The sequence below is a fragment of the Pseudomonas sp. Con_6 genome, from assembly GCF_059379395.1.
Genome location: NZ_CM182011.1, coordinates 5,605,024 through 5,625,474, shown reverse-complemented (window position 1 = coordinate 5,625,474; position 20,451 = coordinate 5,605,024). Strand labels below are relative to the sequence as shown.

The 20,451-nt window shown below is 63.0% G+C and carries 18 protein-coding genes; 17 read left to right on the top strand and 1 reads right to left on the bottom strand.

Features of this window, described 5'->3' with window-relative positions:
* Nucleotide 1 precedes the first annotated feature (1 nt).
* From lpxB to ispD, 10 genes are all read left to right on the top strand, one after another.
* Nucleotides 2–1,129, top strand: coding sequence for a lipid-A-disaccharide synthase (gene lpxB / locus AC5QPF_RS25335; RefSeq protein ID WP_494960409.1), 1,128 nt, complete (start codon nt 2–4; stop codon nt 1,127–1,129).
* The gene (rnhB, locus tag AC5QPF_RS25330; protein ID WP_494960408.1) at nt 1,130–1,759 is read left to right on the top strand and encodes a ribonuclease HII; all 630 of its coding nucleotides are present in this window, start codon (nt 1,130–1,132) and stop codon (nt 1,757–1,759) included.
* A gap of 105 nt (nt 1,760–1,864) precedes the next feature.
* Nucleotides 1,865–5,389, top strand: a complete 3,525-nt coding sequence (gene dnaE, locus AC5QPF_RS25325) for a DNA polymerase III subunit alpha (RefSeq protein ID WP_494960407.1) — start codon at nt 1,865–1,867, stop codon at nt 5,387–5,389.
* Between the two features lie 98 nt (nt 5,390–5,487).
* Nucleotides 5,488–6,435: an acetyl-CoA carboxylase carboxyl transferase subunit alpha gene (accA, locus tag AC5QPF_RS25320; RefSeq protein ID WP_494960406.1), complete on the top strand. Its 948-nt coding sequence runs from the start codon at nt 5,488–5,490 to the stop codon at nt 6,433–6,435.
* A 155-nt stretch (nt 6,436–6,590) separates the two neighbouring features.
* A complete protein-coding gene (gene tilS, locus AC5QPF_RS25315) occupies nt 6,591–7,889 on the top strand; it encodes a tRNA lysidine(34) synthetase TilS (protein WP_494960405.1) in 1,299 nt (432 codons plus the stop codon).
* 272 nt (nt 7,890–8,161) lie between these two features.
* Nucleotides 8,162–9,790, top strand: a complete 1,629-nt coding sequence (pyrG, locus tag AC5QPF_RS25310; protein WP_494960404.1) for a CTP synthase — start codon at nt 8,162–8,164, stop codon at nt 9,788–9,790.
* A gap of 3 nt (nt 9,791–9,793) precedes the next feature.
* A complete protein-coding gene (kdsA, locus tag AC5QPF_RS25305; RefSeq protein ID WP_458978664.1) occupies nt 9,794–10,639 on the top strand; it encodes a 3-deoxy-8-phosphooctulonate synthase in 846 nt (281 codons plus the stop codon).
* Between the two features lie 153 nt (nt 10,640–10,792).
* Nucleotides 10,793–12,082 carry a phosphopyruvate hydratase gene (gene eno / locus AC5QPF_RS25300; protein ID WP_494960403.1) on the top strand — a complete coding sequence of 430 codons (1,290 nt, stop codon included), beginning with the start codon at nt 10,793–10,795 and terminating at the stop codon, nt 12,080–12,082.
* 156 nt (nt 12,083–12,238) lie between these two features.
* Entirely contained in the window at nt 12,239–12,517 is a 279-nt protein-coding gene (gene ftsB / locus AC5QPF_RS25295) for a cell division protein FtsB (protein ID WP_458978662.1), read from the top strand.
* The gene (ispD, locus tag AC5QPF_RS25290) at nt 12,514–13,218 is read left to right on the top strand and encodes a 2-C-methyl-D-erythritol 4-phosphate cytidylyltransferase (RefSeq protein WP_494960402.1); all 705 of its coding nucleotides are present in this window, start codon (nt 12,514–12,516) and stop codon (nt 13,216–13,218) included. The genes ftsB and ispD overlap by 4 nt, the downstream gene beginning before the upstream one ends.
* A 101-nt stretch (nt 13,219–13,319) precedes the next feature.
* On the opposite strand, the gene AC5QPF_RS25285 is transcribed toward ispD, so the two are convergent.
* A complete protein-coding gene (locus AC5QPF_RS25285; protein WP_494960401.1) occupies nt 13,320–14,216 on the bottom strand; it encodes a LysR substrate-binding domain-containing protein in 897 nt (298 codons plus the stop codon).
* A 106-nt stretch (nt 14,217–14,322) separates the two neighbouring features.
* Between AC5QPF_RS25285 and AC5QPF_RS25280 the strand changes: the two genes are divergently transcribed.
* The 7 genes from AC5QPF_RS25280 (at nt 14,323) to AC5QPF_RS25250 (ending at nt 20,360) form a co-directional block, all read left to right on the top strand.
* Nucleotides 14,323–15,435, top strand: coding sequence for an S-(hydroxymethyl)glutathione dehydrogenase/class III alcohol dehydrogenase (locus AC5QPF_RS25280; protein WP_494960400.1), 1,113 nt, complete (start codon nt 14,323–14,325; stop codon nt 15,433–15,435).
* A gap of 8 nt (nt 15,436–15,443) precedes the next feature.
* Nucleotides 15,444–16,298 carry an S-formylglutathione hydrolase gene (fghA, locus tag AC5QPF_RS25275; RefSeq protein ID WP_494960399.1) on the top strand — a complete coding sequence of 285 codons (855 nt, stop codon included), beginning with the start codon at nt 15,444–15,446 and terminating at the stop codon, nt 16,296–16,298.
* A 71-nt stretch (nt 16,299–16,369) separates the two neighbouring features.
* A complete protein-coding gene (ispF, locus tag AC5QPF_RS25270) occupies nt 16,370–16,843 on the top strand; it encodes a 2-C-methyl-D-erythritol 2,4-cyclodiphosphate synthase (RefSeq protein ID WP_494960398.1) in 474 nt (157 codons plus the stop codon).
* Complete coding sequence (gene truD, locus AC5QPF_RS25265; RefSeq protein WP_494960397.1) at nt 16,840–17,898, top strand: tRNA pseudouridine(13) synthase TruD; 1,059 nt, start codon at nt 16,840–16,842, stop codon at nt 17,896–17,898. Before ispF ends, truD begins: the two co-directional genes overlap by 4 nt.
* Complete coding sequence (gene surE / locus AC5QPF_RS25260) at nt 17,886–18,635, top strand: 5'/3'-nucleotidase SurE (RefSeq protein WP_494960396.1); 750 nt, start codon at nt 17,886–17,888, stop codon at nt 18,633–18,635. The genes truD and surE overlap by 13 nt, the downstream gene beginning before the upstream one ends.
* Nucleotides 18,636–18,673: 38 nt before the next feature.
* Nucleotides 18,674–19,312, top strand: a complete 639-nt coding sequence (locus tag AC5QPF_RS25255) for a protein-L-isoaspartate(D-aspartate) O-methyltransferase (protein WP_330076260.1) — start codon at nt 18,674–18,676, stop codon at nt 19,310–19,312.
* Between the two features lie 187 nt (nt 19,313–19,499).
* Nucleotides 19,500–20,360, top strand: coding sequence for a peptidoglycan DD-metalloendopeptidase family protein (locus AC5QPF_RS25250; protein ID WP_494960395.1), 861 nt, complete (start codon nt 19,500–19,502; stop codon nt 20,358–20,360).
* Nucleotides 20,361–20,451 lie beyond the last annotated feature (91 nt).

The window sequence follows — 20,451 nt, the reverse complement described above, 5'->3', positions numbered from 1 at the left end:
TATGCCGGCTCTATGCATAGCGCTGGTGGCCGGTGAGGCCAGTGGCGACATTCTCGGTTCCGGCCTGATGCGTGCTCTCAAGGTCCGCCACCCTGAGATTCGTTTCATCGGCGTCGGTGGCCCCCTGATGGAGGCCGAGGGCCTGGACTCCTACTTCCCGATGGAGCGCCTGGCGGTCATGGGGCTGGTCGAGGTGCTCGGTCGTCTGCCCGAGCTGCTCAAGCGGCGCAAGCTGTTGATCCAGGCGCTGATCGCGGAAAAGCCGGATGTCTTCATCGGCATCGACGCCCCTGATTTCACCCTCAATATCGAACTGAAGCTGCGTCAGGCCGGGATCAAGACCGTGCATTACGTCAGCCCGTCGGTCTGGGCCTGGCGGCAGAAGCGGGTGCTGAAGATCCGCGAAGGCTGCGACCTGATGCTTACCCTGTTCCCCTTCGAGGCGAAATTCTACGAAGAGCAGGGCGTGCCGGTGCGTTTTGTCGGTCATCCGCTGGCCGATACCATCCCCCTCGACGCCGATCGCCAGGCCGCGCGCCAGGCCCTCGGCCTGCCCGAGGGGCCGCTGGTGGCGCTGATGCCTGGCAGTCGCGGTGGCGAGGTGGGGCGTCTTGGTGCGCTGTTCCTCGATACTGCGCAGCGCCTGCGGGAGTTGGTGCCCGGGGTGCGCTTCGTCTCGCCGTGCGCCAATCCCACGCGCCGCGTGCAGCTGGAGCAGATGCTCGCAGGTCGTGACCTGCCGCTGACCTTGCTCGACGGCCAGTCCCACAAGGCCCTGGCCGCCTGCGATGCGGTGTTGATCGCCTCAGGCACCGCGACCCTCGAAGCCCTGCTGTTCAAGCGCCCAATGGTGGTGGCCTACCGCCTGGCTCCGCTGAGCTACTGGATTCTCAAGCGTCTGGTGAAAAGCCCCTACGTGTCCTTGCCTAACCTGCTGGCCCAGCGCCTACTGGTCCCGGAGCTGCTGCAGGCGGCCGCCACCAGTGAGGCCCTGGCGCAGACCCTGGCCCCGCTGGTCCGGGATGGTTCGCAACAGACCGAAGGCTTCGACCAGATTCACCGTACCCTGCGTCGCGACGCCTCCAATCAGGCGGCCGAGGCGGTGCTGGCCCTGCTGGAAGATCGATAAATGCAAATGGGACTGGACTTCAACCTGGTCGAAGACCTGGTCGCCGGCGTCGATGAAGTCGGCCGCGGCCCGCTGTGTGGCGCGGTGGTGACTGCCGCGGTGATTCTCGATCCGGCCCGGCCGATCCTCGGCCTCAACGACTCGAAGAAGCTCACCGAGGCTCGCCGCGAGAAGCTCTTCGACGAGATTTGCGAAAAAGCCCTGAGCTTCTGCATCGCCCGGGCCGAAGTCGAGGAGATCGACGAGCTGAACATCCTCCACGCCACCATGCTGGCTATGCAGCGCGCGGTCGAGGGACTGCACATCACTCCGAAACTGGCGCTGATCGACGGCAACCGCTGCCCGAAGCTCCAGGTGCCGGCTTCGCCCGTGGTGAAGGGCGATAGCCAGGTACCGGCGATTGCGGCGGCGTCGATCCTGGCCAAGGTCACGCGGGATCGGGAAATGTCCGCTTTCGAGCTGATCTATCCGGGCTACGGTATCGGCGGCCACAAAGGCTACCCGACGCCCGTCCATCTCGAAGCGCTGGCCCGCCTGGGGCCGACCCCCATCCACCGGCGCTCCTTCGCGCCGGTGCGGGCGGCCTACGAGGCCCGGGAGTTGCTGGGCAGTCAGTCGAGCCTGGTCTGACCCCAGGCATTCACCTTCAGTCCGGATCGTCATGGTCCGGCTGTTGTTTTGATCGGGGCCCGGTACAATCCGGGCCTTGTCGTTTTGCGTTGCTATAGGATCATCATGTCGGCTTCCTTCGTTCATCTTCGCCTGCATACCGAATTCTCGCTGGTCGACGGACTGGTGCGGATCAAGCCGCTCGCCAAGGCCCTGACCGGGATGAACATGCCGGCCGTGGCGGTGACCGACCAGAGCAACATGTGCTCGCTGGTCAAGTTCTACAAGACCGCCATGGGCGCCGGGATCAAGCCGATCTGTGGTGCCGACCTGTGGCTGGCCAGCGACGATCCGGATGCGCCCCTGGCGCGTATCTGCTTCCTGGCGATGGACGCCAAGGGCTACCGCAACCTCACCGAGTTGATTTCCCGTGGTTGGGTCGAGGGCCAGCGCAATGGCCTGGTGATCATTCAGCGTGAGTGGATCGCAGAAGCCGCCGAGGGCCTGATTGCCCTGTCCGCGGCCAAGGAAGGCGATATTGGCATGGCTCTGCTGTCCGGCAACGAAGTCGAGGCCGAGGCCCTGCTGCGCGACTGGATGGGCATGTTCCCCGATCGTTTCTATGTCGAAGTGCAACGCACCAACCGCGCCGGCGACGAAGAGTATCTGCACGCGGCCGTGGCCCTGGCTGACCGTCTTGGCGCGCCGCTGGTGGCGACCAACGACGTGCGCTTCATCAAGCAGTCCGACTTCGACGCCCACGAGACCCGCGTGTGCATCGGCGAAGGCCGCGCTCTGGACGACCCGCGCCGTTCGCGCAACTACAGCGACCAGCAGTACCTGAAGAGCCCGGAGGAAATGGCCGAGCTGTTCAGCGACCTGCCCGAGGCCCTCGAAAACACTGTCGAGATCGCCAAGCGCTGCAACATCACCGTGCAGTTGGGCAAGTATTTCCTGCCAGACTTCCCTACGCCCAATGGCATGGGCATCGACGACTACCTGCGCCACGTTTCCCACGAAGGCCTGGAAGAGCGCCTGGCGGTGCTCTGGCCGAAGGAAACCACGCCGAATTACGAAGAGAAGCGTCAGGTTTACCTGGACCGCCTGAAGTTCGAGCTGGATATCATCATCCAGATGGGCTTCCCCGGTTACTTCCTGATCGTTATGGACTTCATCAAGTGGGCCAAGAACAACGGCGTGCCGGTTGGTCCGGGCCGGGGTTCGGGTGCCGGCTCGCTGGTCGCCTACGTGCTGAAGATCACCGACCTCGACCCGCTGGCCTATGACCTGCTGTTCGAACGTTTCCTCAACCCGGAACGGATTTCCATGCCCGACTTCGACGTCGACTTCTGCATGGACGGCCGCGACCGGGTGATCGAGTACGTGGCCGAGGCCTACGGCCGCAACGCAGTGAGCCAGATCATCACCTTCGGCACCATGGCGGCCAAGGCGGTGGTGCGCGACGTGGCGCGGGTGCAAGGCAAGTCCTACGGCCTGGCGGACCGCCTGTCGAAGATGATCCCGTTCGAGGTCGGCATGACCCTGGACAAGGCCTTCGAGCAGGAAGAGATGCTCCGCGACTTCCTCAAGACTGACGAGGACGCCAAGGAAATCTGGGACATGGCCCTCAAGTTGGAGGGGGTCACCCGGGGTACCGGCAAGCACGCCGGTGGCGTGGTGATCGCGCCGACCAAGCTCACCGATTTCTCGCCTATCGCCTGTGACGAAGAGGGTGGCGGCCTGATCACCCAGTTCGACAAGGATGACGTCGAGGCAGCGGGCCTGGTGAAGTTCGACTTCCTCGGCCTGCGGACCCTGACCATCATCAAGTGGGCCATGGAGATCATCAACCGCGAGCAGGCGAAGGCCGGCCTGCCGGACCTCAACATCGACTTCATTCCGCTGGATGACAAGCGCACCTACGACCTGCTGCAGCGGGCCGAGACCACCGCAGTCTTCCAGCTCGAATCCCGCGGCATGAAGGAACTGATCAAGAAGCTCAAGCCCGACTGCCTGGAAGACCTGATCGCACTGGTGGCGCTGTTCCGTCCGGGCCCGTTGCAATCAGGCATGGTGGACGACTTCATCAACCGCAAGCACGGCCGCGCCGAGCTGGCCTATCCGCACCCGGACTACCAGTACGACGGCCTGCAGCCGGTGCTGGCACCGACCTACGGCATCATCCTGTACCAGGAACAGGTGATGCAGATCGCCCAGGTCATGGCCGGCTATACCCTGGGTGGCGCGGACATGCTGCGTCGGGCCATGGGTAAGAAGAAGCCCGAGGAGATGGCCAAGCAACGCGGTGGCTTCATCGAGGGTTGCGCCAATAACGGCATCGATGGCGACCTCGCGGGCAACATCTTCGACCTGGTGGAAAAATTCGCCGGTTACGGCTTCAACAAATCCCACTCCGCGGCCTATGGCCTGGTGTCCTACCAGACCGCCTGGCTGAAAACCCACCACCCGGCGCCGTTCATGGCCGCGGTGCTGTCGGCGGATATGCACAACACCGACAAGGTGGTGATCCTCATCGAGGAAGTGCGCAGCATGAAGCTGCGCCTCGATGCGCCGGATGTGAACTTCTCCGACTTCAAGTTCACCGTCAACGACGACGGTCGCATCGTCTACGGCCTCGGCGCGATCAAGGGCGTCGGCGAAGGCCCGGTGGAAGCGATCATGGAGGCCCGGGCCGAAGGCGGTCCGTTCAAGGACCTGTTCGACTTCTGTGCCCGCGTCGATCTCAAGCGCATCAACAAGCGCACCCTCGACGCTTTGGTGCGCAGCGGTGCGCTGGACCGTCTCGGGCCGTTCTTCCATGACGAGATCAAGGCCTACCAGGCCAACGTGGACCAGAACCGCGCGGTGCTGCTGTCGGCCATGGAAGAGGCGATCAAGTCCGCCGAGCAGACTGCACGCACCCATGACAGTGGTCATGCCGATCTGTTCGGCGGCTTGTTCGACGATGCCGATGCCGATGTCTATGCCAAGCACCGCACTGCGCGTGAGCTGACCCTCAAGGAACGCCTGCGCGGCGAGAAGGATACCCTCGGCCTGTACCTGACCGGCCACCCGATCGATGAATACGAAGGCGAGATCCGCCGCTTCGCCCGCCAGCGCATCATCGACCTGAAGCCGGCCCGCGACACCCAGACCGTGGCCGGGATGATCATTGCCCTGCGGGTAATGAAGAACAAGAAGGGCGACAAGATGGGCTTCGTCACCCTCGACGACCGTTCCGGACGCATCGAGGCCTCGCTGTTCGCCGATGCCTTCATGGCCGCGCAGTCGTTGCTGCAGACCGACGCCATGGTGGTGATCGAGGGAGAAGTCAGCAACGACGACTTCTCCGGCGGCCTGCGCCTGCGGGTCAAACGGGTGATGAGCATGGAGGATGCGCGCACCAACCTGGCCGACAGCCTGCGCCTGAAGATCCACGCCGACGCCCTCAAGGGTGACCGCCTGGCCTGGCTCGGCGACCTGCTCAAGCGTCACCGCGGCGCCTGCCCGGTGAGCATGGAATACACCGGCAGCGACGCCAAGGCCCAGCTGCAGTTCGGCGAAGACTGGCGGATCGACCCGGCCGATGGCCTGATTCAGGCCCTGCGTGACCAGTTCGGCCGAGAGAACGTCTTTTTGCACTATCGATGAATTTTTAATCTCGACCTGAATGCGCCTGATCCCTTAAGGTAGGGCGCCAAACGGATCAACCGGCCGGCCGCCTGGCCGTCGACCCAAGACGGAAGCCTATGAACCCGAATTTTCTGGATTTCGAACAGCCGATCGCTGACCTGCAAGCCAAGATCGAAGAGCTGCGCCTGGTGGGCAATGACAACTCGCTGAACATCGGCGACGAGATCGGTCGGCTGCAAGACAAGAGCAGCGAGCTGACCAAGAGCATCTTCAGCAACCTGACCAGCTGGCAGATCGCTCGCCTGGCGCGCCACCCGCGCCGGCCGTACACCCTGGACTACATCGAGCACATCTTCACCGAGTTCGACGAACTCCACGGCGACCGTCACTTCGCCGACGACGCTGCCATCGTGGGCGGCATCGCCCGTCTGGAGGACCGTCCGGTGATGGTCATCGGCCACCAGAAGGGCCGTGAAGTACGCGAGAAGGTTCGCCGCAACTTCGGCATGCCGCGTCCGGAAGGCTATCGCAAGGCCTGCCGCCTGATGGAAATGGCCGAACGCTTCAAGATGCCGATCCTGACCTTCATCGACACTCCGGGCGCCTACCCGGGCATCGATGCCGAAGAGCGCAACCAGAGCGAGGCGATCGCCTGGAACCTGCGTGTCATGGCCCGCCTGAAGACCCCGATCATCGCCACCGTCATCGGTGAAGGTGGTTCCGGCGGTGCGCTGGCCATTGGCGTCTGCGACCAGTTGAACATGCTGCAATACTCCACCTACTCGGTAATCTCGCCGGAAGGTTGCGCCTCGATCCTGTGGAAGACCGCCGAGAAGGCGGCCGACGCCGCCGAGGCCATGGGCATCACCGCCGAGCGCCTGAAAGGCTTGGGCATCGTCGACAAGGTCATCCAGGAGCCGCTGGGCGGCGCCCACCGTGACCCGGCCGTGATGTCGGCCTCGGTTCGCGAGGAACTGGTGCAGCAGTTGGACATGCTGAAGAAGTTCGACAATGACGCGCTGCTAAAGCGCCGTTACGATCGCCTGATGAGCTACGGTCTCTGACCTGAAGCCATTCGGTAAGCTAATTGGGGCTGCTTTGCAGCCCTTCGCGAGCAAGCTCGCTCCCACAGGCAGGATTACATTGGCATTGTGGGAGCGAGCTTGCTCGCGAAGGGCCCAAAGCGGCCCCAATTGTTTTTAAGCCAGGAACCCTGACCATGACTGATCTCGCCGCTCGTTTGCAGGGCAAGCTGACTTCCTGGCAAGACGCGCCGGGCTGGTGTATTGCACTGTCGGGCGGGCTGGATTCCAGTGTGTTGCTGCATCTGCTCGCGACCCTGAAACACCGCCCCGCCTTGCGCGCCGTCCACATCCATCACGGTCTGCAATCCGCTGCGGATACCTGGCCCGAACACTGTCGGCGCTTCTGCGAATCACTCGGCGTCGACCTGCTGGTACGACACGTACAGGTGGGGCAGGGCGCCAGTCTGGAGCAGGCGGCACGGACTGCCCGCTACGATGCATTCGCTGAAATCCTGCAGGCGGGCGAGATCCTTCTGACTGGCCAGCATCGTGAAGACCAGTCCGAGACCCTGCTGTTGCGTCTGTTGCGGGGTTCCGGCCTGCGCGGTCTGGCGGCGATGCGGCAACAGCGATCATTGGGCGCTGGCCTGCTGGTTCGATCGTTGCTCGATGTTTCCCGTGCCGAGCTGCTGGCATATGCGCGGGAACATGGTCTGAGCTGGATCGACGATCCCTCGAACGAGGACACTCGCTTCAGTCGCAACTACCTTCGCCATCAGGTGATCCCCGCACTCACTTTGCACTGGCCTCAGGCGAGTCGCAGTCTGGCGCGCACCGCCGGCCATCTGGCCGAGGCGGGCGAGTTGTTGGACGAGTTGGCGCGGGAGGATCTGGCGCAGGCCCAGGTGCCGGGAGACTTTCCCTGGCTCGGGTTGCCCTCCCTGCATTTACCGGGGCTGACCCGCCTGTCTCCGGCACGGCAGCGCAACGCGTTGCAGTTCTGGCTGAGCCAGTTCACCCGCTTGCCGGACACCGATCATTGGGCAGGCTGGAATGATCTGCGGGATGCCCGCACCGACGCCGCGCCGATCTGGCGACTCACCGATGGCGAGCTGCACCGGGGCGGTGAGCGGGTCTACTGGCTGGGTGGCGACTGGCTGCGTTCTTCCGGCGAGGTACCGTGCTGGCACGATCCCCGGCAAACGCTGGAATTGCCCGGTAATGGTTGCGTCACGCTTAGCGGCACGCTGTCCGGGGAGGCGCTGCGAATCGCCTACCGCCAGGGCGGTGAAAGCATGACGCTTCCCTGTCGTGGTCGCCGCGACCTCAAGCGCCTGCTCAACGAGCGTCAGGTTCCGTCCTTCGTCCGCGGCCGCCTGCCATTGCTGTTCGCCGGCGAGCGATTGGTCGCCGTGGCCAACCTTCCGGACCTCACTGATGGCGATTTGCAACTCGTGTGGAATGTACCGACGAGTGAGCAAGGTTTGAGGTGATGGGCATCTTCGGGTAGACTACGCTCCCTTCTTGATACAGCTTCTGTGAGCTCCTTTCGAGCCACGGCAGTTGCCGATTACCAAGCAGTTTTTTGCTGGGCGATTCTCAAAATGTGTAGCGAGCTCCGTACCGGGATTTCAACCCCCGGTCTGTACAGACGCGGCAGTATTTTCGGATGCACTGTGATAGACGCAGGTGATCGGGGGCTTCGGCCTTCCTTCGCTTTCCCCGGCGGCGCAGACCGCTTTAACGCAGACTTCTAGGGTTTTTCATGACGCGCTACATATTCGTCACGGGCGGTGTTGTTTCTTCATTGGGGAAAGGCATTGCCTCGGCTTCATTGGCGGCCATCCTGGAGGCGCGGGGGCTCAAGGTCACCATGCTCAAGCTGGACCCGTACATCAACGTCGACCCGGGCACCATGAGCCCGTTCCAGCACGGTGAAGTGTTCGTCACCCACGACGGCGCCGAGACCGACCTGGACCTGGGCCACTACGAGCGGTTCATCCGCACGACCATGACCCAGAACAACAACTTCACCACCGGCCGCATCTACGAGCACGTGCTGCGCAAGGAGCGTCGTGGTGACTACCTGGGTGCGACCATCCAGGTCATCCCGCACATCACCGACGAGATCAAGCGTCGCATCATCAAGGGTGCCGGCGATGCCGACGTGGCGCTGGTGGAAATCGGCGGTACCGTGGGCGACATCGAGTCGCAACCGTTCCTCGAGGCCATCCGCCAACTGCGCGTCGAAGTCGGTTCCAAGCGCGCGATGCTGATGCACCTGACCCTGGTCCCGTACATCGCCACCGCCGGCGAGACCAAGACCAAGCCGACCCAGCATTCGGTCAAGGAGCTGCGCTCCATCGGCCTGCAGCCTGACGTGCTGATCTGCCGTTCCGACCATCCGGTCGACGTCTCGTCCCGTCGCAAGATCGCCCTGTTCACCAACGTCGAAGAGCGCGCGGTCATCTCGCTGGAAGACGTCGACACCATCTACAAGATCCCGGCCGTGCTGCACGCCCAGGGCCTGGACGACTTCGTCGTCGAGCGCTTCGGCCTGCAATGCAACGGCGCCGACCTGTCCGAGTGGGAAAAGGTCGTCGATGCCAAGCTCAATCCTGAGCACGAAGTCACCATCGCCATGGTCGGCAAGTACATGGAACTGCTGGACGCGTACAAGTCGCTGATCGAAGCGATGAGCCACGCCGGCATCCAGAACCGCACCAAGGTCAACCTGCGCTACATCGATTCCGAAGACATCGAGAATCAGGGCACCGGCCTGCTGGAAGGCGTCGACGCCATTCTGGTTCCGGGCGGTTTCGGTCTGCGCGGCGTGGAAGGCAAGATCACCGCGGTCCAGTACGCTCGCGAGAACAAGGTCCCGTACCTGGGCATCTGCCTCGGCATGCAGGTGGCGGTCATCGAGTTCGCCCGTAACGTCATGGGCTGGAAGGACGCCAACTCCACCGAGTTCGACCGCAGCAGCGGTCACCCGGTGGTCGGCCTGATCACCGAGTGGGCCGATGCCACCGGCGCGGTCGAGACCCGTACCGAAGCTTCGGACCTGGGCGGCACCATGCGCCTGGGTGCTCAGGAATGTCAGCTGGAGAGCGGCTCCAAGGTTCACGACTGCTATGCCAAGGATGTGATCGTCGAGCGTCACCGTCACCGCTACGAAGTGAACAACAACCTGCTGCCGCAACTGATCGAGGCCGGCCTCAAGGTTTCCGGTCGTTCCGGCGACGGCGCGTTGGTGGAAGTGGTCGAGTCCAAGGACCACCCATGGTTCGTCGCCTGCCAGTTCCACCCAGAGTTCACCTCGACCCCGCGTGACGGCCACCCGCTGTTCAGTGGCTTTGTCAAGGCGGCCCTGGTGCAGAAGAACAAGGCCTGATCCATGACCCAGAAGATCATTCGCGTCGGCAACATCGAGATCGCCAACGACAAGCCGTTCGTCCTGTTCGGCGGCATGAACGTCCTGGAGTCCCGTGACCTGGCCCTGAAGGTCTGCGAAGAGTACGTGCGGGTTACCGAGAAGCTCGGTATCCCCTACGTATTCAAAGCCAGCTTCGACAAGGCCAACCGCTCGTCGATCAACTCGTACCGCGGTCCTGGCCTGGAGGAAGGCCTGCGCATCTTCGAGGAAGTGAAGAAGACCTTCGGCGTCCCGGTCATCACCGACGTCCACGAGCCGTTCCAGGCCGAGGCCGTGGCCAAGGTCTGCGACATCATCCAACTGCCGGCCTTCCTGTCGCGCCAGACCGACCTGGTCGTGGCGATGGCCAAGACCGGCGCGGTGATCAACATCAAGAAAGCCCAGTTCCTCGCGCCCCAGGAAATGAAACACATCCTGACCAAGTGCGAGGAAGCGGGCAACGACCAGTTGATCCTCTGCGAGCGCGGTTCCAGCTTCGGCTACAACAACCTGGTGGTGGATATGCTCGGCTTCGGCATCATGAAGCAGTTCCAGTACCCGGTGTTCTTCGACGTGACCCACGCCCTGCAGATGCCGGGCGGTCGCGCCGACTCTGCCGGCGGTCGCCGTGCCCAGGTCACCGAGCTGGCTCGCGCCGGCCTCAGCCAGGGGCTGGCCGGTCTGTTCCTGGAAGCCCACCCTGATCCGGACAACGCCAAGTGCGACGGTCCTTGCGCCCTGCGCCTGGACAAGCTGGAGCCGTTCCTGGCCCAGCTCAAGCAACTGGATGATCTGGTGAAGAGTTTTCCGACAGTAGAAACCGCATAAGTCGCGTTTCTCCGGTAAAGTAACCCCCCGTTCAACCCCTGACCGCAAGGTCAGGGGTTTTCTCCGCCCCAGGCCTGCCCGTGCCCCGTGCCTGGAATCGAGCGGAATTCTTCAAGCTGCGTTGTTTTCGTCAATTCTGGAGTGCTTACAACAATGGCAAAAATCGTCGACATCAAAGGTCGTGAAGTTCTCGATTCCCGGGGCAACCCTACTGTGGAAGCGGACGTACTGCTCGACAACGGCATCATCGGCAGCGCTTGTGCGCCGTCGGGTGCTTCCACCGGTTCCCGCGAGGCACTGGAACTGCGTGATGGCGACAAGAGCCGTTACCTGGGCAAGGGCGTGCTGAAGGCCGTCGCCAACATCAACGGCCCGATCCGCGACCTGCTGCTGGGCAAGGATCCGCTGGACCAGAAAGCCCTGGACCGCGCCATGATCGAACTGGACGGTACCGAGAACAAGGCCAAGCTGGGCGCCAACGCCATCCTCGCCGTGTCCCTGGCTGCTGCCAAGGCTGCCGCCCAGGACCAGGACCTGCCGCTGTATGCGCACATCGCCAACCTCAATGGCACCCCAGGCCAGTACTCCATGCCGGTTCCGATGATGAACATCATCAACGGTGGCGAGCACGCCGATAACAACGTCGACATCCAGGAGTTCATGGTCCAGCCGGTTGGCGCCAAGACCTTCTCCGACGGCCTGCGCATGGGCACCGAGATCTTCCACCACCTCAAAGCCGTGCTGAAGGCCCGTGGCCTGAACACTGCGGTCGGTGACGAAGGTGGTTTCGCTCCTAACCTGTCCTCCAACGAAGACGCCCTGGGCGCCATCGCCGAAGCCGTGGCCAACGCTGGCTACAAGCTGGGTACCGACGTGACCCTGGCTCTGGACTGTGCGGCCAGCGAATTCTTCGAAGACGGCAAGTACAACCTGTCCGGCGAAGGCAAGTCATTCGACGCCGAAGGTTTCGCCGACTACCTGAAAGGCCTGACCGAGCGCTTCCCGATCATCTCGATCGAAGACGGCCTGGACGAGTCCGACTGGGCTGGCTGGAAGATCCTCACCGACAAGATCGGTGAGAAGGTGCAACTGGTCGGCGACGACCTGTTCGTGACCAACACCAAGATCCTGAAGGAAGGCATCGACAAGAAGATCGCCAACTCCATCCTGATCAAGTTCAACCAGATCGGCTCGCTGACCGAGACCCTGGAGGCCATCCAGATGGCCAAGGCCGCCGGCTACACCGCGGTGATCTCGCACCGTTCGGGCGAAACCGAAGACTCCACCATCGCCGACCTGGCCGTGGGTACTGCTGCCGGCCAGATCAAGACTGGCTCGCTGTGCCGTTCCGACCGCGTTTCCAAGTACAACCAGCTGCTGCGCATCGAAGAGCAACTGGGCGCCAAGGCGGTTTACCGTGGTCGCGCCGAGTTTCGCGGCTAAGCGATAGGTGGTAAAAAGACAGCACCGCGTTGTGCCATGGTTATATGACTTGGCTGGCGCGGGCGCTGCGAGCGCTGCACTCACAAAGCCTGGCTTCGGTCAGGCTTCGTGCCATCAGCCCTTCGCGGTTGCGGTCTTTTGCCTGTGGATGCCCTGATGCGTAGTCCTTATTGGTTGTTCCTCGTCCTTCTCGCACTGCTCGGTGCCTTGCAGTACCGCTTGTGGGTGGGTAATGGCAGCCTGGCCCAGGTGGCCGAACTCAAGCAGCAGATTGCCGACCAGCACGCCGAGAACGAGCGTCTGCTGGAGCGCAACCGTGTCCTCGATGCCGAGGTGCTGGAATTGAAGAAAGGTATGGAAACCGTCGAAGAGCGGGCCCGCCATGAACTGGGAATGGTGAAGGAGGGGGAAACCCTCTACCAATTGGCCCAATGAATACCTCGCTGCCTGCCTTCTGGGCAGTGATCCCCGCCGCCGGCGTGGGTGCGCGCATGGCCGCCGACCGGCCCAAGCAGTACCTGCAACTGGGCGGACGCACGATTCTCGAACACAGCCTCAACTGTTTTCTCGACCATCCCTCGTTGAAAGGGGTGGTGGTCAGCCTTGCCGCTGACGATCCCTACTGGCCGGGCCTCGCCAGTGCCAGCGACCTGCGTATCCAGCGTGCCGCTGGTGGTCGCGAACGTGCCGATTCGGTACTCAATGCCTTGCTCTTGCTGCATGCCCAGGGTGCGGCGGACAGCGACTGGGTGCTGGTGCACGATGCGGCGCGGCCAAACCTGGCTCGCTCCGACCTCGATCATCTGCTCGCTGAACTGGCCGATGACCCAGTGGGTGGCCTGCTCGCCGTGCCGGCCCGGGATACCCTCAAGCGCGCCGATGCTAATGGCCGGGTCGCTGCCACGGTCGACCGCAGCACTATCTGGCAGGCCTATACCCCGCAGATGTTCCGTCTGGGTGCGTTGCACCAGGCCCTGGCCGACAGCCTGGTAGCGGGCGTGGCGATCACCGATGAAGCCTCGGCCCTGGAATGGGCCGGCCATGCGCCGCGCTTGATCGAAGGGCGCAGCGACAACATCAAGGTCACCCGCCCCGAGGACCTGGAATGGCTGCGCCAGCGCTGGTCCCTGCGCTGATAATCCTGTTGGGGGCGCTTTGCGCCCCTTCGCGAGCAAGATCTGCGCAATCCTGTGGGAGCGAGTTTGCTCGCGAAGGGCTGCGAAGCAGCCCCAAAGGGCTAGCCGACCTGGTACTCCGGCCTTAGCGCCAACCCTTCGCGCAGGTGATCCACCAGCTTGCGCACCTTCGGCGACAGATGCCGCTGCTGCGGATACAGCGCCCACACCGCAGTATTGGGCGGTTGGTGGGTTTCCAGCAGCGACACCAGCGCGCCGCTCCCCAGGTGCTCCAGCACGTAGTAGTCCGGCAACTGGCATAACCCCATGCCCTGCAACGCCGCATCGAGCACCGCCTGGCCGCTGTTGCAGCGCCAGTTGCCCTGTACGCGCTGGGCTATCTCGCGGCCGTCCTGTTGCAGCGCCCAGATATCCGAGCTGCCGACCAGGCAGTTGTGCCGCGCCAGTTCCGACAGGCTGTGGGGACGGCCATAACGGCTGAGGTAGTCCGGCGAAGCACACAGGTACATGCGCCGTGGCGCCAGACGTGCAGCCACCAAACGCGATTCCTGCAGGCGGCCCAGACGGATCGCCAGGTCCATGCCTTCGTGAACCAGGTCCAGGGTGTTGTTGGTCAGCTCGATATCCACCCGCAGTTGCGGATACTGGCTCATGAAGCTGGCGACCAGCGGCGCAATGAAGCGCTCGCCGTACGCGACTGCGCAGGTCATGCGCAACAGGCCCTTGGGCTCGCTCGTCAGGTCGCCCATGGCGCGCAGGGCTTCCTCGCGGCCGTCCTGCAGGCGCTGGCAATGCTGGAGAAAGGTCTGCCCTGCTTCGCTGAGGGTAACGCGGCGGGTGCTGCGATACAGCAGGCGGGTCTGCAGGCGTTCCTCCAGGCGCGCCACCTGGCGGCTGATATGCGAGGAAGACACACCCAAACGGTCGGCGGCAGCGGTGAACTGACCGGATTCGGCCACGGCGACGAACTCGTCGATCCCTTCCCAGCGACTGCTCATTGATTATCCCTGTACAGCAATAATGTTTTGTCTTTGGCCGGATTATTCATCAAAAAGGCTTGAATTACACTGCGAGTCTGAACTGTCCCTTCGTTGGAGAAGATTGATGATCAAGTCCCGTGCCGCCGTTGCCTTCGAGGCCAAGAAACCGCTGGAAATCGTCGAAGTCGACGTGGCGATGCCGAAAGCCGGTGAAGTGTTGCTGCGCGTGGTCGCCAGCGGTGTTTGCCACACCGACGCCTACACCCTTTCCGGCGCCGATCCGGAAGGCATCTTCCCGTCTATCCTCGGGCACGAGGGCGGGGCGATCGTCGAAGCGGTGGGCGAGGGCGTGACCTCGGTGGCAGTGGGCGACCATGTGATCCCGCTGTACACCCCGGAATGCGGCCAGTGCAAATTCTGCCGCTCGGGCAAGACCAACCTCTGTCAGGCCATCCGCGCCACCCAGGGCAAGGGCCTGATGCCGGACGGCACCACCCGTTTCTCCTACAAGGGCCAGCAGCTGTTCCACTACATGGGCACTTCGACCTTCTCCGAGTACACCGTGCTGCCAGAAATCTCCGTGGCCAAGATCCAGAAGGAAGCGCCGCTGGAGAAGGTCTGTCTGCTCGGTTGCGGCGTGACTACCGGTATCGGCGCGGTGTTGAACACTGCCAAGGTCAAACCCGGTGACACCGTGGCCATCTTCGGCCTCGGCGGTATCGGCCTGTCGGCGATCATCGGTGCGGTCAAAGCGAAAGCCTCGCGCATCATTGCCGTGGACATCAACCCGGGCAAGTTCGAGATCGCCCGTCAGCTCGGCGCTACCGATTGCGTCAATCCAAAGGACTACGACCGTCCGATCCAGGATGTGATCGTCGACCTCACCGACGGCGGCGTGGACTTCTCCTTCGAGTGCGTAGGCAACGTGCAACTGATGCGTGCGGCGCTGGAGTGCTGCCACAAGGGCTGGGGCGAATCGGTGATCATCGGTGTCGCCGGCGCTGGCCAGGAAATCGCTACCCGTCCGTTCCAGCTGGTCACCGGACGCGTCTGGCGCGGTTCCGCCTTCGGTGGCGTGCGTGGTCGCAGCGAGCTGCCGAGCTATGTCGATATGGCGGAAAAGGGCGAGATCCCGCTGGATACCTTCATCACTCACACCATGGGCCTGGAGGACATCAACAAGGCCTTCGACCTGATGCACGAAGGCAAGAGCATCCGTAGCGTCATCCACTTCTGAGGTTGCCCATGAGCCTGGAAAACATTTCCTGCCAGAAGAGCTTCGGTGGCTGGCACAAGCGCTACCGTCACCGCTCCGAGGTGCTCGGTTGTGACATGGTCTTCGCCGTGTACCTGCCACCGCAGGCCGAGCAGGGCGGCACGCTGCCGGTGCTGTACTGGCTGAGCGGGCTGACCTGCACCGACGAGAACTTCATGCAGAAGGCCGGCGCGCACAAGCTTGCCGCCGAACTGGGGCTGATCATCGTCGCACCGGACACCAGTCCGCGTGGCGCCCAGGTCCCGGGCGATCCGGACGGCGCGTGGGATTTCGGCCTGGGTGCCGGCTTCTACGTCAACGCGACCCAGCAGCCGTGGGCTGCCAACTACCGCATGTATGACTATGTGGTGAGCGAACTGCCGACACTGATCGAAGCGCATTTCCCGGCTTCGCAGCAGCGCGCCATCAGCGGTCATTCCATGGGCGGCCACGGTGCGCTGGTGTGTGCCTTGCGCAACCCGGGACGCTATCAGTCGGTATCGGCGTTCGCGCCGATCAGCAACCCGATGGATTGCCCGTGGGGGCAGAAGGCGCTCGGCCGTTACCTGGGCGAGGACCGTTCGCGCTGGCGCGAGTGGGATGCCAGTGTGCTGATCGCCCAGGCCGAGGAGCGCTTGCCACTGTTGGTGGACCAGGGCGATCGCGACGATTTCCTGGAAAACCAGCTCAAGCCGCAAGTGCTGCAACAGGCGGCGCAAGCCGCGGGCTATCCGTTGCAACTGCGCCTGCAGCCGGGTTACGACCATAGCTATTACTTCATCGCCAGCTTCATCGATGACCACTTGCGGCATCATGCCGCGGCCCTCGGGATCGACCTCGGCTGAGGCGACAATTCGAGCCCAAGCCCCGGTAAAGCGGGTAGAATCACGCCCTGACTCAATCAGGGCGTTTTTCTATGCGTATTGGCCACGGCTACGATGTGCACCGCTTCGCCGAAGGCGATTTCATCACCTTGGGTGGCGTGCGTATCCCGCACAAATACGGGCTGCTGGCCCACTCCGACGGCGACGTGCTGCTGCACGCCCTGAGCGATGCCCTGCTCGGCGCTGCCGCGCTGGGTGACATCGGTCGCCATTTTCCCGACACCGACCCGCAGTTCAAGGGCGCCGACAGCCGTGTGCTGCTACGTCATGTCGTCGGCATCGTTCAGGCCAAGGGCTGGAAGGTCGGCAATGTCGACGCCACCATCGTCGCCCAGGCGCCGAAGATGGCTCCGCATATCGAAACCATGCGCGCGCTGATTGCCCAAGACCTGCTGGTCGAACTCGATCAGGTCAACGTCAAGGCCACCACCACCGAGAAGCTCGGCTTCACCGGGCGTGAGGAAGGTATCGCTGTGCACGCCGTCGCCTTGTTGCTGCCAGCATGACCGAACTTGAGCTTCTTGGCCCGCGCGCCAGCGGGCCGGCCTTGGGCAGTGCAGTGTTGAAGGCGGTCGCGGAGGACTTCCAGGTCGACGAGGTGCTCGATATCCCGCTGTCGGGACAGGGCGAGCACCTGTGGCTGTGGGTCGAGAAACGCGACCTGAACACCGAAGAAGCGGCTCGTCGCCTGGCCCGTGCCGCTGGCGTACCGCTGAAGACCGTCAGCTACGCCGGACTCAAGGACCGCCAGGCGTTGACCCGGCAGTGGTTCAGCCTGCATCTGCCGGGCAAGGCCGACCCTGACCTGTCCGCTGCAGAAAACGAAAACCTGCGTATCTGTCAGCGGACCCGTCATTCGCGCAAGTTGCAACGCGGCGCCCATTCGGCCAACGGCTTCACCTTGCGCCTGACCCGGCTCCAGGCCGATCACGCGGCGCTCGATTCCCGCCTCGAACACCTGCGCGAGCAAGGCGTACCGAACTACTTCGGCACCCAGCGTTTCGGTCATGCCGGCGGCAATGTCGAGGAAGCGCGCCATTGGGCCGGGCGCAAGGCTCTGCCGGAGCAGCGCAACCTGCGTTCGCGTCTGCTGTCCAGTGCACGTAGCTACCTGTTCAATCGGGTTCTGGCCGAGCGTGTCAACGACGGGAGTTGGCAGCACGCCCAGGTGGGTGACCTGCTGGCCTTCACGGACAGCCGTAGCTTCTTTCCGGCAGGTGAGTCGGAATGCAGCGATCCGCGTCTGGCCATTCTCGACCTGCATCCTACAGGCCCATTGTGGGGCGAAGGCTTCCCAGCTACTCAGGGCGTGGCAAGCGTGCTTGAACAGCGTGTCGGCCGCGAGGAGATGGCACTCTGCGAGTGGCTTGGCCATGCTGCCATGAAGCAGGAGCGACGTATTCTGCGACTGCCCATTGGCCGGCTGACGTGGCATTATCCCGAGCCTGATATCCTGCAACTGGAATTCGTCCTTCCGGCCGGATGCTTCGCCACCGTTGTGGTGCGCGAACTCGTCGATCTGGTCCCGGCAGGGCAGACGGACAGCCCATGCGTATTCTGATTTCCAATGACGATGGCGTTATTGCGCCCGGACTCGCCGCGCTCCATGGTGCGCTGGCGGACTATGCCGAGTGTGTGGTGATCGCCCCGGACCAGGACAAGAGCGGTGCCAGCAGTTCGCTGACGCTCGATCGTCCACTGCATCCGCAAACCTTGCCCAATGGCTATATCAGCATCAACGGCACGCCCACCGATTGCGTTCACCTCGGGCTCAACGGCCTGTTGAAACAGACGCCTGACATGGTGGTCTCGGGGATCAACCTCGGTGCCAACTTGGGAGACGACGTGCTGTATTCCGGCACGGTCGCTGCCGCGCTGGAAGGGCGTTTCCTCGGCAACACCTCGTTTGCCTTCTCGTTGCTCTCGCGCCTGCCCGACAACCTGCCGACGGCCGCCCATATCGCACGCAAGCTGGTCGAGGCTCACACGCGGCTGGAACTGCCACCGCGTACCGTGCTCAACGTGAATATCCCGAACCTGCCGCTGGACCACATCCGCGGTATCCAGCTCACCCGACTCGGCCATCGGGCCCGGGCTGCTGCGCCGGTCAAGGACGTCAACCCGCGTGGCAAGGAAGGCTACTGGATCGCCGTGGCCGGTGACGTCGAGGACGGCGGCCCGGGTACCGACTTCCATGCGGTCATGCAAGGCTATGTGTCCGTCACTCCGCTGCAACTGGACCGCACCTTCAACGATGCCTTCGAACACTTGGGTGGCTGGCTGGAGGGTGTGCTCTGATGCGTGATCAGGACGATATGATGCGTCGTGGTATCGGCATGACTTCCCAGCGCACGCGGGAGCGCCTGATCCAGCGCCTGTGCGAGGAAGGGGTGACCAATCCGCGAGTACTGGAGGTACTTCGTCGCACGCCGCGGCATCTGTTCGTCGACGAAGCGCTGGCGCACCGGGCCTACGAGGACACCGCACTGCCGATTGGTCACAACCAGACCATCTCCCAGCCGTTCATGGTGGCTCACATGAGCGAAGTGCTGCTGGAGGCCGGTCCGCTGGACAAGGTCATGGAGATTGGCACCGGTTCCGGCTACCAGACCGCCGTGCTGGCGCAACTGGTGGAACGTGTGTTCTCCGTGGAGCGAATAAAGGTCCTGCAGGACCGGGCCAAGGAGCGCCTGACCGAGCTGAACCTGCGCAACGTGGTTTTCCGCTGGGGCGATGGCAGTGAAGGCTGGCCGGCACTGGCACCCTACAACGGCATCATCGTTACCGCAGTCGCCCCGGAAGTGCCCCAGGCCTTGCTAGACCAACTGGCTCCGGGCGGGCGCATGGTGATCCCGGTGGGCGCTGTCGGTGAAACCCAACAGTTGCTGTTGATCGTTCGCGAGGAGCATGGTTTTTCTCGTCGGGTGCTGGGTGCGGTACGCTTCGTTCCACTGCTCAACGGGACTTTGTCCTGATCGCTGTTTATTTTTGACAGCAGCGAATTCTCGGTGCCCCGCCGGGTCTATCTGGCGGGCGTTTCATACCCGGGTCGGCAACCGTTCACGTTTTGCATGTCTTCGACGAGCGCAAGTTGGCGACCCCTGGTTATAATTGCAACGTTATTGCATTTTCAATATTCAAGAACTTTCAAGGGAGCGGCGGGTGAGTCAAACAGTCATTCGGCAGCGTATGGGTCTATCAAGCATCAGGCTCCTGGTGGTTGCACTTGCCTTTGGCACGTTGGTGACGGGTTGCTCCAGCACTTCCTCCTCTTCCAGCGGTGCGCGGGTGGTCGATCGCAACAATGCCGCACCCAAGCGTCCAGCGGTGACCTCCGGCCAGTACGTGGTGCGCCCGGGGGACACGCTGTTCTCCATTGCCTTCCGCTATGGCTGGGACTACAAGTCGCTGGCCGCGCGCAACGGTATCGACGCGCCCTACACCATTCGCCCGGGCCAGGCTATCCGCTTCGATGAGCCTTCCTCCGGTTCTTCCCGCGTGGTGACATCCACTTCACCATCGAGCAAAACCACGGTCACCCGACGACCGGCTGGCACTCCGCCACCACCGAAAAGTACTAATACTGCGAGCACCACGCCGGTCGTCACGCCGTCTACCGCGCCGACCCAAGTGCCCGCTGCAGAGCGCTCCAGCGGTGGTTGGGCATGGCCTGCGAACGGTGTATTAATTGGAAAATTCGCTTCAAACGGTAGTTTGAATAAAGGCATTGATATCGCCGGGGATTTGGGACAGCCTGTTTTTGCTGCCTCTGATGGTTCAGTGGTGTACGCCGGTAGTGGCTTGCGGGGCTACGGTGAGCTCGTAATCATCAAGCACAACGAAACCTACGTGAGTGCCTACGGTCACAACCGTAGGCTTTTGGTTCGGGAGGGACAGCAAGTCAAGGTAGGGCAGACAATTGCCGAAATGGGGTCCACGGGCACCGATCGGGTGAAGCTTCACTTTGAAATTCGCCGCCTGGGTAAACCGGTAGATCCGCTGCAGTTCCTGCCAAACCGTTGATTGTTGGTTCCGGCCTGTTCCTTGGCGTAATGGGGACAGGCTCAAGCGATGCCATGGATAAGGTACGCTCGAGTCTGAGTTCGAACTCAGC